This window comes from Paenibacillus glacialis, assembly GCF_001637205.1.
Taxonomy (GTDB): domain Bacteria; phylum Bacillota; class Bacilli; order Paenibacillales; family Paenibacillaceae; genus Paenibacillus_AQ; species Paenibacillus_AQ glacialis.
In genome coordinates, this window is sequence record NZ_LVJH01000026.1 from 62,369 (window position 1) to 75,041 (window position 12,673).

Sequence of the window (12,673 nt, forward strand, 5' to 3'; positions counted from 1 at the left end):
ATTTTATGAGAGTCGTGATCCGATTATATCATCGTGTCTGTTTATATGCAATATAAAAGAACCTGAGATAACTTATCAGGTTCTTTTTTGATTTCCGCTAACATTAGTATCATTAAAAACCATGGTTCGAGCCGAACTCCGTCCCTGCATAGTTCCCTATCGGTCCTTTGCAGCCTAAGGAGATCCTGAAATGTTAATACAACCGGAGTATCTTCATCCCAGTTTTCTTTTCTCTCTTCTATCATTAGGATCACTCTCCCCTAATCTTTTGGTTTACCCTATTTCCAATTTTCGAAACAGTGAACAACTATCTCTCAACTTATGGCTGGAAATGCGAGTGATCAACCAGAATATAGTCATTATCCGTCCGGGGCTGTATCAATTTGTCTATGTTTGAAAAAAGCATAAAAATAAAAAAGCCTGAATTATCAGAACTTTACTGAAACTGCTTTTGTATGCACTTTTATGTCATTAGTCAACTTCCGAGCTCATTCTCATCAAAAATTTTTAAAGAAATCAATTTTGCATTAGGGTTACGCCCTTATATCTCCCATCCGGCACTACTACCTTTCCTGCCATAATTCCGCTAACCATTGTTCCGTGTCCATTATCGTTTTAATAGGTATCATTTTTATTAACGAAATCTTTAAATAAAACTAAATTCATTTTACTCCAGAAATTGAAGGATCGTATCATTTACTAATGTTGGGTTTTCCCTTAACATATGAGGTCTATGACCTCCGTTGGGGATAACAAGATATTTAGATCCTTTTACAAGGGAAGCTAATTGTTTGACTCTTTCCTCACCGGCAAATTTGTCATGTTCCCCTGTGATAAACAGCGTTGGACATGTAATGCCACTGAGCTGTTCCTTCGTAAGTTGCGGGTATAGACGCCAATCTTGTGCAGATTGTCTCATGTGCTCTTGCCAATTACCTTTATGTGCTTCCTCGTGTCGTTCAATCATTTGATTGATCGTATCCTGCAATCCTTTTTCAAGAAGCCATTCTGGTTCGAATTCTTCAACACCAGTTGGATCACAAAAACCACTAGTACCAATTGTAGTAAGTGTAACTACTCTTTCAGGATTATTAACAGCGACATACAGACCAACATTCGCACCCAGGCTGTAGCCAATCAATTGGGCTGTTTGGATATCCATCTGATCCATAAATTCTACAATATCATCTGCAATTTGTGGAGTAGACCATTCAAGACTTTCACATCTTGTTCTACCGTGGCCTCTGAAATCTGGAAAATAACAAGTGTATTTTTTTTGAAAATCTAACATTTGACTCGCGAAAGCCAATATACCGCGGGAATAACCACTATGCAAAAAGATAACATTATCCCCAACACCCATTTTTTCGTAAAACATTTCCAAGTCCTTAACCTTTACGTATGGCATTATACTTACCCTCCTTATTAGCCGTCAAATATTAATATCATAGAATATGTATTTCTAAGAAATGCAGAATGGTATCATTTACAAACACCGGGTTTTCTTTACTCATATGAGGTCTATGGCTGCTCCCAGGTACTACAACATAGCGAGAATTCGGAATAAGGGTTGTCACCCGTTTAAGTTCCTCCTCTGGGGCGAACTGGTCATACTGCCCAGCAATGAACAAAGTGGGACAGCTAATGCCTCTTAATTTTGTTCGTTACTTAGCCGAGGGTAAGTTCGCCAATCCTTTACTTTTTGCCTCAAAAACTCTTGCCAATTTCCTTGATGTGCTTCTAGATGTCTATCTTCCATCGATTTAATAAAATCATAGTTATTGTGTTGTAAAAGCCATTCCGGTTCAAACTCTTCCGATCCCATGGAGGCAACAAAGCCACTTTGGCCAATTGAAGTCAATGATGCAACTCTATGGGGTTGATACACAGCACAATAGAGAGCAACTCCTCCTCCCATACCATATCCAATTAAATGGGCTTTTGGGATCTGTAGATGATTCATCAATTCAATAATATCTTCTGCGTGTTGTGGGGTGCTCCATTCGAGGCTGCTGCTCCTAGTTCTTCCGTGTCCTCTGAAATCCGGGAAATAGCATGTATATTTTCTTTGAAAATCGAGTATTTGACTAGAAAATGCTAATATCCCCCGTGAAAATCCACTATGTAAGAACAACACCGGACTACCGAAACCCATCTGTTCATAATATATTTCCAAGTTGTTACACTGAAGATATGGCATCCTCACTCAACTCCTCAATTGTAAATATGTGTTTCTCCAAATTAAAGTAGTAGTTGCCTCTATCTGAAGTAAACTCAAACACACAATAGTCAGGATCATCAACTCCAAGTGAATAATACTTCTCGTCCCCTTCATTCCAAAGCATTCTTCTGCTTTCACTGTCTCGGCAAACTTTCATATCCCCAATAAGCATAAGTCCATTTCTTTCTCCAACAAAATAAAGACACACCTTTTGATTAACCAGAAACTGACTTGTGCGTATTGAAGGAAACTTCTTCAGAGTGAATTATTTCAGCCACTTTATCGGATTTTTATTGTGATTTATTAGTATTCATATTAGCTAGACAAAATAAGTGTGCTCTTGCCGTAGCTGAAAGCCATGAAAACTGAGTCTCTTAATTATATCTTTTTAAGGAAATAACTCTCCTCCTATTTTATGGTACTGGCGTTTATGCAACGATTCTAAAATTAAATATATAGTTAGCCAAAATATAAGTAAGCTATAATTTTACTTAAAATGAAATATAATACATTAAATTGTAGTATAATATAATTATTATATAAGAAGATTGTCGCTTTTCATCAATAAATCACTCGGGGAGAAGCTTATCCATGATTATAAGAGATTTGATAGAACTTAGAAGTAAATTCTCACAAAATGCAAACCAAACATTAGCATTAAATATGAAACGTTATATGCGAGATCAATTTGAGTTTTTTGGTATTCAAGCACCACTAAGAAGAAAATTAACTTCAGAGTTTCTACAAGAGTATGGTTTTCCAAGAGAAGATCAGGTTTTCGAAGTGATAAGCGAATTGTGGGGTATGGAAGAAAGAGAATTTACAGGCGTGGCTCTACAAATCATGGATATGAGAAAGCGTCTATTTCACCATGACGATATTAAACTTATCGAGAAAATTGCGGTCACCAAACCCGGATGGGATACATTAGACCATATATCAGCCAATCATGCCGGTCATTATTTTATGTTATTCCCTGAAAAATTGAGTATAGCAGACGAATGGATACATTCAAATAACATTTGGTTACAGCGTTCTGCCCTACTATTTCAACTCAAATATAAGCACAACACCAACCAAGACAGACTGTTCTCCTATATCAGACTATTGTCAGACTCCCAAGAATTTTTCATTAAAAAGGCTATTGGGTGGAGTTTGCGTCAGTATAGTAAATCGAATAAAGAATCTGTTGTTCAATTTATTGAGAACAACCAGTTATCTAACTTAAGCAAGAGGGAAGCTATGAAATTATGGAAATGACTTAGAGAAATATTTTAAAACGATGTAGCCCGTTTTATTTTCCCCCTATCCAACCCAGAGACAATTCCCCACTGGGTTGGAAACATATGCGTAAACTTCACATAAATCATGATCATTTTTTGTTATGGGCATCCAAGAAGGCTACGATTTGTGCCTTATGATGTTCGTCATGATGAATAAAAATATGTACAAATTTGTGGAAGGTAAAGTCATCGTTATCGATATTAAACTTTGTAATATCATTATATTTTTCTTCTAAAAGTTCAAGCAACTGTAGTCGAGCCTTGACTAAGTCATCCAGAAGTGAGTTAAAGGTCGCATAGGACTGGGCAAATATTGCTGCATCTTCGTTATGTTTTTGAATATCTACGAAGAACAGGCTTGCTCCTTCTACCATATTTGGAACCATTACTTCTAAACTATTTTTATCCCAACTCATAATGTGCGTTAGAATCTCTCTAATCGCCCATTTGCCCGTTGCGATCGGTTTCAGCCAAAGCTCTTTGTCAATCCCCCTCAGTTCCTCTACCCAAGGTAAGAAATCTCTTAACTGATTTAATGTGTTGTTCTGGTATAATGTCTCGTTGTAGTTGATAGTCATTATTAATCCCCCTTAATATTACTTTATTTTCACAATTACCATACTATAAAATACCATTTAAAACAATAAGTACCTATGTTATCGTTTTGTGCTAGTGTCAACCGTTTCCCAAGGGGGTCCCCGATTGTTGAATAATATATTTGGGATTTCCTTTCCTTCTATTAATTCTTTTATACAATAGATTGAAAGTATTCATAAAGACTTTTGCTTTGATTGGCATGCTTAGAAAACAAGTAGATTTTCTCCGTTTCAGAATAGCAAAAAAAACTCATCTGCCATTCATTATTGCAAATGAGTTTTATTCACCTAGCTCTCTATTAAAATATCGCTTGTTTTAATAATGGTAATTTAAATATTTTGCTCGAGGAATTGGTAAATTGCCATCATTTCTCGTTTATTCAACTCACGAATACGATTGAAAATTGGAATATCTGCTACAGCCTCAATATTTGAGCTTTCAGTCAGAACATCACTTACTTTGCCAGTTAGCCAGGTCTGCACATCGATGCCTTCGACAATTTCCTTACGTCCTTCATCATTAATGCCACTTGCGTAGCAACTCACACATGGAATCGTTAATTTATAAACTCCATCATGGAGTCCATCTTCTGAAATGACTTTCTTTCCTTTACAGAATGGACATGGATGACTAGCTTTAATCTTATTAATTAAGGTGACCAGCTTTTTGTAACCAAACGCTTCATAGACATAGGTCAGTTTTTTATATTTGCCATTCGTGAAATACTTATCTATGATGTTTTCTCTGGTTTCGGTGATATTATCAAAATCACAAATCGTAATCCGATTATTCAAGCTAATAGATTCAATACTGCCGCTAATATTGCCCCAGAATGGCAGTGCATTTTGTAATACCATTTCATAGTGCGCAAAGCTCCCTACTTCAAGTTCAAGCATTTTTAGAGCAACTTGTGTTTCCCTAGGTAATAGAGAGACATCCTCCGTCAGAACCATATCACCGCCGACAATGGCTTTCATTTTCTCAAGCACCTGTAATTTGCCAACGGTACTAATCACTTGATCAAGCGGTTGTCCAATGATCTCACGAATATCTGTGTCACCAAACTTTAGCTTTTTACGATGATTAAGTACGGTTCCTTGACAGATTGGACAGGTAATCAATATTTTGGACTGTTTGATATGCTCTTTAATGATCGATTTCGATATCACCATGTAGTTCCCAATGATGTAATTAAAGCCTTCCCAGGTCCTCGATGCCTTGCTTGCTTTATCATAAAATGACTTCTCCCAATACCCATATAGAAAGGTATGCTTTTCTGCTTCCGTCATCTCGTTATAACTTTTGCTTAGATCCTGACCGAGCGCATTCTTAATCTCTTCAAAGATGAATTTTATTTTAGGGAATTGATAGAATTTTAGAATATCCATTGTATCTGGAAGCAATAAGCCATCCCAAAATGGCACATTTTTGTCCTGAATAACAACATCAAAATCAAATTTTTCAATGACCCGACGACCCTTGCAGCATGGACAATGATTGTCTTGATAATAGAAATCGAAGCTACTCGTATCTTTATTGGTTACATGTGCCGACACAATATGGTTGATCAAGCCACCAATTTCATAAAGAAAAGTGTATTGACTATACAAGTGCCGTTCCAGATCAATGGCGATGACGGGCGCAATGGTATCCGATTCGTATTCACCATAAATCAAACGTGCCATGGAGGATAAGCTTTTTAAGATGCCACCCTTATAGACGTTTTCTGCCTTTTTAAAATAGGCAATCTGATCTTCTTTTAAATAGTTAATGCCATTTTGTTGACGTAGTGTTGAAGAAATCTGCAATGGGGCGACATGATCTTCACTGTTTTGTTGACGATAATACTCTTCATGACTGACAACATCGAGATGTTCCACAGGTTCTAGCTGCCTTTTGCCAAAATCAACGATATAATCAGAGTTTTCTAGCATATACGAGTTATGTTCAATCATCATAATGGAGACGGATTCTTCCTGAAGAATAACCCTGATGCTATCAATGAATTGATTTAGAATATTTTGCGATAATCCTTTGGAAGGCTCGTCAAAAATGAAAAGCGTATTTGGATTTCTCGAACCCGCAAATAGCTCAGAAACTAAATGGACACATTGAAATTCACCTGTTGATAAAGACTGTGTTTTTCTTTCCAACGTCAAATAACCAAGTCCAAGCTTGATCAATAAACTTAAGCGTTTATGAGCGATGTCTTCATTCGGCAGTTCATCAATAATATCTTCAATCGAGCGTTGAAAAATATCATCAATCTCTTCACTATATTTTGTGAGCTTTCTTTTGATATCAAGAAAAGTCGCTACGGTAGACCGACTAGTAATCGATTGGTTTCGATCTTGCCCAACAATCACCAGCTTATCTTTGGGGTATCGCTTCACAAAATCTTTGGACATACACTCATTGACCAGTGTAGATTTACCACATCCAGATTCACCTGTAAACGTTACAAGTCTATTACGGGGAATCTGAATTTCGGCCATTTGAATATTACGACAGTAAAGATCATGAAAGTGATAGTATTCCGTAGGCGCTACCTTATTTATTTCTCCAATGATCGGCTCAGGACGAGGCGATTCTTCAACAATTTTCCCGCCGTATTTACCACTACCTGGTCCAAAGAACAATTGCTCGTCCGTTATATCTAATACCGTATCAGAATGATCAATGAGCCAAATTTGATTCTTAAATCCTAGTTGTTTAATCTGTTCTAATATTTTCAAAAGGGTTTGGTGATCCAGACCCACAGAGATTTCATCTATGATGATTACGGTGTTTTCACTGGTTGCCATGAATTCTGCTAAGTAAAGTCGTGTTAACTCTCCACCTGACAAGGTGCCCATAATGCGATTTAATGTTAAATAACCAATATTCATATGGATTATGTTTTTTAGAATGTTTTGTTTACCTTCACTAATTTTCAGAATTTCTGCTAAAGAAAAAATCGTTTCAATGCTCAAGTCGTTGATATCAGAAATGTTCTTCTCTTGATCCAATAATTCCATTTTGTATTGTTCGGTTTCGTGATTATAGCGCTTCCCCTTACACTTTTTACATTCGACATTTTTAGTAGTTCCGCGACCTTTACAATCTGGACACCAGCCTAATTCATTATTAAAGGAAAAAACCTCTGGAGATAGATTATAATGTTCAGCAATCGCAACACGAATCTCTGTGAACACGCCCGTATGTGTGCCAATGGTTGATCGAGGATTGGATGAAATGGATGATCTCCCTAGAAAAAGTACAAGTGGCATTTCTTCCATCTGGATTGCACTGAAATTAGTTTCCATAAGGTTAGGGAATAAATACTGATATTCAGCCTTTGGCAATAAAGAAACGAGACGCTTCTTGGATTCTTCGCCGATGGTTTGACAAAAGGTTGTTTTACCAGATCCGGACAAACCAGCAATCCCTAAGGATTGCTCTACTGGTAGTACTGCATCTAACTTATTAATATTGTTCGCAATTAATCGGTTTATTTTCATAGTGGTATCATCTCATCTCCATTCTCTTCATTTAGTATTGCCATGATTTATTCCATTAAAAAGGGCACTTTCCATGTTCCAGAAAAGCGCCCTATTCTTGAATTTACAGTTCTGCTAATACTTTTTCAAGCTGACTGCCCATATTCGCCCAAGCATATTTAGCACCCTCTATAGCACCTTGGCGGGCTTTGGTCTCTTCACTAAATCCAGATTGACCAAGATGTAGATGAACCTTGCCATCTGACTCCTTGCTCAAAGTCCAAGTAACCGTAGTGCCTTCTCCGGCACTATGCCAAGTATAAGATAATGTATGTGGCTCGTCTACTACGAGAACCTCGCAATCTACAATACCATCCCACCATTCATTTGGCTCTGCACGAAATTGAAATTTATGCCCTACGACCGGTTTAAAGTCATTGCTCCAAATCCATTTCGCAAGTGTATCTGAATCCGTTAAAGCGTTCCATACCTTCTCAATGGAGCTTGTAAATTGATAATCTAAGGATACATCTGGTTTCATTGTTCTTCCTCCAATAATAGTTTTAATTTATCAATTCTTTCTTTCCAGAATCCTTCATAAAAAGATACCCAATCTTGAATTTCTTTCAAAGGAGTGGCATTCAACCGATACCTCGTTTCTCTACCAACCTTTCGAGCAATTACGAGACCAGCATCTTTAAGTATAGTCAAATGCTTAGAAACTGCTGTACGACCCATTTCAAAATGAATCGTTATTTCATGTAGAGGTAATTCATCAACATCAGCCAATATTTGAAGAAGTTTTCGTCTTGTTGGATCCGCAACAGCGTCATAAACATCCCTCACTTGACTATTGTCGTTCAAAACCACCCCCACCTTTTCATAATATTTCCTGTAATGTCACGGAGTATACTTCATGATTACCTGATAGGACACCATTTGGTGTCTAATTGATTATAGGACACCAAATGGTGACATGTCAAGATTCCATATTCCATTATCTGGCCCTTTAATGGAATAAGAAATGAATATTTGTTCCCTTCCGATAGCTTTACTGCATAATTCATACCTGCGTGATTTTTATGATATTTCTTTAATCGGCCTTTAAACTTTCCTTCTTTCTTGGCCAGCTCAATCCCCTCTCAAGTGTATATGTTCTTTTTAGGGGTTATACAGCCTTGTGCAGTACCGTCAGCAAATCACTACTTCGGAAACTGACACACATAGTGGATGGTATGCGAAAAGACAACGGCCGAACGATGGCATACCGATAACCTGTTATTAGGCTCACTCGCTTTCCCATTAATGCTCTCGCGGCAATGGGTACAAGTTCTTGTCCCGAGCAAAGGACAAGAACTTGTACCCATAAAATAAAAAAGCCGCGCCCAGCGCGGATTCCATTAGGAATTGTTCTTGCCCTCTTACAGGAGGAGACTATTAAAAGAGTTTACACAAAAGATTTGACAGACCCCAGTCTTAAGCCGAATTTGATTTTGTTCTCCAATATACACTCTCAATATCTCTTCCTAGTTTGATATTCCTATACATTGAATCCTCTATGACAATCTTTCCACAGAACGGTAAGACAATCTAATTTTTATACAAGCATTAGACATATTACTTATTTTCACTTAAAAATTCGAGAACTTTGTTAAATGCTTCTTGAGCAGCCGGGGTATTCATTATAAATTGAAACTCATGTGCTAACTCGCCAGATACATTTTTATCAAAGAAAAGTCCATCTACAGGCACCCCTTTATTTTGCAAAGCAGAAGCCAATGCCTTTCCTTGATCTTCGAATGACGCAGTATTTCCATCTGTGATAAAAGTTGGCGGATAATCTTTTGTAACATAGTTGAAAATAGAAGCTATCTCTATCTCAGGTGATATTTCAAAGTCTTTATCCCCAAAGTAAGCCCAACCCGCGGCACGCAAAAAGTCTTGCACTTGTTTAGTTGTTTCCATCTTAGCTAACTCAGGCATATTATATGGGCCACAAAATAGCAGCACGCCTTTTATTGTAGAAGGATCAACAATAGCGTCAATCTTGGTTAATTTGGCATACTCAGGAGATGTTTGAATATTAACGAATTGACCAGATATTTGTGCTCCAGCAGAATCTCCTGCAAAATAGACACGATCCAGTTCCAACTCATATTTCTTAGCATTTTCTTTGATATATTCATAAGCTTCACCTAGTTGGAGTACTGGCGTAGGATATTCTCTTTTAGGAGCAAGTGCATAGTTTATATTCACCACTGTATATCCACGAGCAGCTAATTCTACTGCATACCCTGTGATGTCTGATTTATCTCCACCTACAAATCCGCCACCATGTACCCAAAAAATAACAGGTGTTTTTTCTATATGATTTTTTGGATAAATGATGTCTAATCTGCTATCTGGAAATTTAGAATTATAATTGATATCCTTAATGATTTTTGTTTCTTTTAGAGCATTGTCATAGTTATCAGATGGAACAAACACTCCCCCTTCAAATGCTTTTTTAATCAGAAACGCCTTTGGATTTGGTGAAAGATTCCAATAACTGACTCCCGCAAGAGCCAATCCGAAAACGATTAGGAGAGATATAAGAATTCTTTTTTTCCATACTCCTTTAGGTTTTTGTATTGTTATTTGCATTATAAAATGATCTCCATTCTTTATGGGGCTACTACTTTGTATCTCGAACGTCCAAAATTATTACTTGTTACTTTTTATTGAATTTCTAAATAATATATCATCCCATTTGGTTGTTTTTTATCATTTTCGCTTAAACTTTCATGGAAAAATCGTTTATATAGTTTGAAGCCGTATCTTTCATAAAAATTATAAGAACATCCAAGATCTGTCCACAAAAACGCACTACGAAGTTCATTGTAATTACAAAATTCTATATAGCGGTCCATCAATTTTTTTCCATACCCCATGCCGCGAAGTTCTGGACTAACAATAAATAAGTTGATTTCGCTGTCAAATTGTTTATCAGTCGTTTCTCCTAAAGTATCTATTTCATTGTGTTCATTTCTAATGTTCCAGGCTGTTCTACGATTTCCAAAGCCTCCGCATAGTAAATAATACAGAATTCTAAAATTGTTTTTAAATCCTTTGAATCTATATTGCATTTGGCTGAAGAAACCTGCATTTTCTATACTACCAAATAGTATTCCTTTTACGTTATCATGTTCATCAACAATCAAGTCAAGGTGCTCCGAATACATTTCGCAAGATAATACATAAGATTGATATATGATTTCTGGATTTTTGGGTTGATTAAATTCTTTCTCAAATGGCCATGTACTACGTATTAAATTTGCGCAACTCTCTAAATATTTTTTATTATATTTTTTGAATTTCAATTCCATTTTCATCACTCCATGATGTCTTTTGTTATAATATTCAGCATCTTTTCAAATTGTTGTATATCATTTGCAGTACATCTTTTTTCTAATTCTGCTATTACGTTATTCAAATAATTATCATTAAGGCAATAGTAGTCCATAAATTTATCTGTTACTTGAAGATAAAATATACGTCGGTCCTTTTTGTCGTTTACTTTTGCAAGATATCCTTTCTTAATCAACTTGTTAATTCTATAGGTTGCGTTTGGCTGTGATATATTAAGAAACTCTGCAAGCTCGCTATAGGTTGGATTTTTCAAAAAATATACAACTTCGAGACATGACATTTCTACAGTACTTATATCTCCTATGTCTAAAGCTTCGTTTTGAGATGCATTTTTGTAAAAACTCATGGTAAGCTTCATATAAAAATCTTCAATTAGATTATTTAGCATATCTTGTCCCTTTTCTTGACAATTAACTTCAAAAAATTTAATTAAAATATTTTAAGTATAATCTAAACTAACTAATCTTCATTGTCAAATGGTTGTGAATAAACTAAATAAGCTAAGTAAGCTAAGTAAAAAAAAAGACATAGCAAAGAAATGAATATCATATTCTACTACTATGATATTCATTTCTTTGCCTCCTTATAAAAATAATTCCATGCAAAATCGCTTTAACCTTGTCGCAATTTCCCCTCACAAGGTGTACTGAAGAATTGAGGCATGCTTTTAAAAGTCTTAACTCCATTGCGATCAATTTAGGGCATTATACTATCATGTAAAAGTGAAGGGAATGTGTTAATTCTCGCAGGCGATTCCGCTTGTTATCCGAAAACAGAGATCCAAAAATGCATCATTCATCAGATCCGTAACTCCACCCGTTATGTCTCTTACAAGGACCTTATGAAATGTGACGTCCTATCTGAAACCAATCTACAAGGCAGCCACCTATGAAGCTCTCTTGAAGATGCTCTACCTGGTCACCGTAGACGTTACTCGCAAGTGGACAAGTCCTGTACAGAATTGGGGACAAATATTGCTACAACTGTTCTATCCGGAACGGATCGGGCATATTTTACAGACTCTTGAATCTCTACTTTTAAAACGAAACACCTTTACTATCTATCCTATAGAATAGCTGATAACTCTAAACTTTTTATATAATTCTCCATATATCCCTAGTTAGGTTTCCCTTCTTTACTACAGGCATTTCTATCGGCTGTGTGACAGCGGTCTGCTCGACCTCATCAATGAGGCATTGGTCATGGCTGCAAGCCTGCTTGAAGGCCGGGCTGCGGAGCCGACCGCCGGCATCATTGACAGCCAGTCGGTGAAGACAAGCGACAGCGGCGGACCACGCGGCTTTGACGCGGACAAGAAGGTCAAGGGACGCAAGCGCCATATTGTGACGGATACGGTGGGCAACCTGCTGGTGGGGATTGTACATGAGACCAACATTCAGGATCGCGATGGTGCGCCCGGCACCATTGAGAGCGCAAGGCAGAATTTTCCGACGCTGGGTCGTGGAGGGCACCTTCGCATTGCTCAATCGCTACCGTCGGCTGGCAAAGGACTGGGAAGCCGCCTACACTGCGATTTCTCAAGCATATATGTTCTTGTCCTCCGACACTATTGACACAATACGCCCCTCATAAGTGACACAAATCTCCCCCAACCCATATTAATGACTCATATTCAGATATCATTTGTTTTAAATCCTTCATTCGCGATGACGTCATAGAGGCTG

General features: G+C 37.1%; 12 protein-coding genes and 3 pseudogenes. 3 read left to right on the forward strand and 12 right to left on the reverse strand.

Annotated features, from left to right (window positions below; translation table 11 throughout):
• Nucleotides 1–41: 41 nt before the first annotated feature.
• The 4 genes from PGLA_RS15020 to PGLA_RS15035 form a co-directional block, all read right to left on the reverse strand.
• Nucleotides 42–245, reverse strand: coding sequence for a hypothetical protein (locus tag PGLA_RS15020; protein WP_068534110.1), 204 nt, complete (start codon nucleotides 243–245; stop codon nucleotides 42–44).
• Between the two features lie 422 nt (nucleotides 246–667).
• On the reverse strand, nucleotides 668–1,408 hold the full coding sequence (locus PGLA_RS26900) for an alpha/beta fold hydrolase (protein WP_084411131.1): 741 nt from the start codon (nucleotides 1,406–1,408) through the stop codon (nucleotides 668–670).
• A 243-nt stretch (nucleotides 1,409–1,651) separates the two neighbouring features.
• Nucleotides 1,652–2,176: an alpha/beta fold hydrolase gene (locus tag PGLA_RS15030; protein WP_245699945.1), complete on the reverse strand. Its 525-nt coding sequence runs from the start codon at nucleotides 2,174–2,176 to the stop codon at nucleotides 1,652–1,654.
• 4 nt (nucleotides 2,177–2,180) lie between these two features.
• Nucleotides 2,181–2,480, reverse strand: coding sequence for a pyridoxamine 5'-phosphate oxidase family protein (locus PGLA_RS15035; protein ID WP_084411133.1), 300 nt, complete (start codon nucleotides 2,478–2,480; stop codon nucleotides 2,181–2,183).
• 332 nt (nucleotides 2,481–2,812) lie between these two features.
• Here PGLA_RS15035 and PGLA_RS15040 point away from each other — a divergent pair, with 332 nt between their 5' ends.
• Nucleotides 2,813–3,481 (forward strand): DNA alkylation repair protein, encoded by a 669-nt coding sequence (locus PGLA_RS15040; protein WP_068534113.1) that lies wholly within the window; start codon nucleotides 2,813–2,815, stop codon nucleotides 3,479–3,481.
• A gap of 112 nt (nucleotides 3,482–3,593) precedes the next feature.
• On the opposite strand, the gene PGLA_RS15045 is transcribed toward PGLA_RS15040, so the two are convergent.
• From PGLA_RS15045 to PGLA_RS15075, 8 genes and pseudogenes are all read right to left on the reverse strand, one after another.
• Nucleotides 3,594–4,082, reverse strand: coding sequence for a DinB family protein (locus PGLA_RS15045; protein WP_068534115.1), 489 nt, complete (start codon nucleotides 4,080–4,082; stop codon nucleotides 3,594–3,596).
• A 348-nt stretch (nucleotides 4,083–4,430) separates the two neighbouring features.
• Nucleotides 4,431–7,601: an ATP-binding cassette domain-containing protein gene (locus PGLA_RS15050; protein ID WP_068534117.1), complete on the reverse strand. Its 3,171-nt coding sequence runs from the start codon at nucleotides 7,599–7,601 to the stop codon at nucleotides 4,431–4,433.
• Between the two features lie 103 nt (nucleotides 7,602–7,704).
• Nucleotides 7,705–8,121 (reverse strand): SRPBCC family protein, encoded by a 417-nt coding sequence (locus tag PGLA_RS15055; protein WP_068534119.1) that lies wholly within the window; start codon nucleotides 8,119–8,121, stop codon nucleotides 7,705–7,707.
• A complete protein-coding gene (locus PGLA_RS15060; RefSeq protein ID WP_425415387.1) occupies nucleotides 8,118–8,450 on the reverse strand; it encodes an ArsR/SmtB family transcription factor in 333 nt (110 codons plus the stop codon). Before PGLA_RS15060 ends, PGLA_RS15055 begins: the two co-directional genes overlap by 4 nt.
• 50 nt (nucleotides 8,451–8,500) lie before the next feature.
• Nucleotides 8,501–8,722: pseudogene (locus PGLA_RS29030) on the reverse strand (hypothetical protein); the annotation flags it as partial.
• A gap of 475 nt (nucleotides 8,723–9,197) precedes the next feature.
• Nucleotides 9,198–10,223 carry an alpha/beta hydrolase gene (locus PGLA_RS15065; RefSeq protein ID WP_068534123.1) on the reverse strand — a complete coding sequence of 342 codons (1,026 nt, stop codon included), beginning with the start codon at nucleotides 10,221–10,223 and terminating at the stop codon, nucleotides 9,198–9,200.
• A 74-nt stretch (nucleotides 10,224–10,297) separates the two neighbouring features.
• The gene (locus PGLA_RS15070; protein WP_068534125.1) at nucleotides 10,298–10,945 is read right to left on the reverse strand and encodes a GNAT family N-acetyltransferase; all 648 of its coding nucleotides are present in this window, start codon (nucleotides 10,943–10,945) and stop codon (nucleotides 10,298–10,300) included.
• Between the two features lie 5 nt (nucleotides 10,946–10,950).
• Nucleotides 10,951–11,346: a MarR family winged helix-turn-helix transcriptional regulator gene (locus PGLA_RS15075; RefSeq protein ID WP_161487922.1), complete on the reverse strand. Its 396-nt coding sequence runs from the start codon at nucleotides 11,344–11,346 to the stop codon at nucleotides 10,951–10,953.
• A gap of 396 nt (nucleotides 11,347–11,742) precedes the next feature.
• Between PGLA_RS15075 and PGLA_RS29035 the strand changes: the two are divergent.
• A pseudogene (locus PGLA_RS29035) lies at nucleotides 11,743–12,064 on the forward strand (transposase); the annotation flags it as partial.
• Nucleotides 12,065–12,133: 69 nt separating this feature from the next.
• Nucleotides 12,134–12,581 (forward strand): annotated as a pseudogene (locus PGLA_RS15080) (transposase); the annotation flags it as partial.
• Nucleotides 12,582–12,673 lie beyond the last annotated feature (92 nt).

Excerpts from the sequence above, each read along its gene's own strand:
- PGLA_RS15070 (WP_068534125.1), bottom strand. The coding sequence starts at position 10,945 with ATGGAATTGAAATTCAAAAAATATAATAAAAAATATTTAGAGAGTTGC.
- PGLA_RS15020 (WP_068534110.1), bottom strand. The coding sequence starts at position 245 with ATGATAGAAGAGAGAAAAGAAAACTGGGATGAAGATACTCCGGTTGTA.
- PGLA_RS15050 (WP_068534117.1), bottom strand. The coding sequence starts at position 7,601 with ATGAAAATAAACCGATTAATTGCGAACAATATTAATAAGTTAGATGCA.
- PGLA_RS15040 (WP_068534113.1), top strand. The coding sequence starts at position 2,813 with ATGATTATAAGAGATTTGATAGAACTTAGAAGTAAATTCTCACAAAAT.
- PGLA_RS15065 (WP_068534123.1), bottom strand. The coding sequence starts at position 10,223 with ATGCAAATAACAATACAAAAACCTAAAGGAGTATGGAAAAAAAGAATT.
- PGLA_RS15045 (WP_068534115.1), bottom strand. The coding sequence starts at position 4,082 with ATGACTATCAACTACAACGAGACATTATACCAGAACAACACATTAAAT.
- PGLA_RS26900 (WP_084411131.1), bottom strand. The coding sequence starts at position 1,408 with ATGCCATACGTAAAGGTTAAGGACTTGGAAATGTTTTACGAAAAAATG.
- PGLA_RS15075 (WP_161487922.1), bottom strand. The coding sequence starts at position 11,346 with ATGAAGCTTACCATGAGTTTTTACAAAAATGCATCTCAAAACGAAGCT.
- PGLA_RS15055 (WP_068534119.1), bottom strand. The coding sequence starts at position 8,121 with ATGAAACCAGATGTATCCTTAGATTATCAATTTACAAGCTCCATTGAG.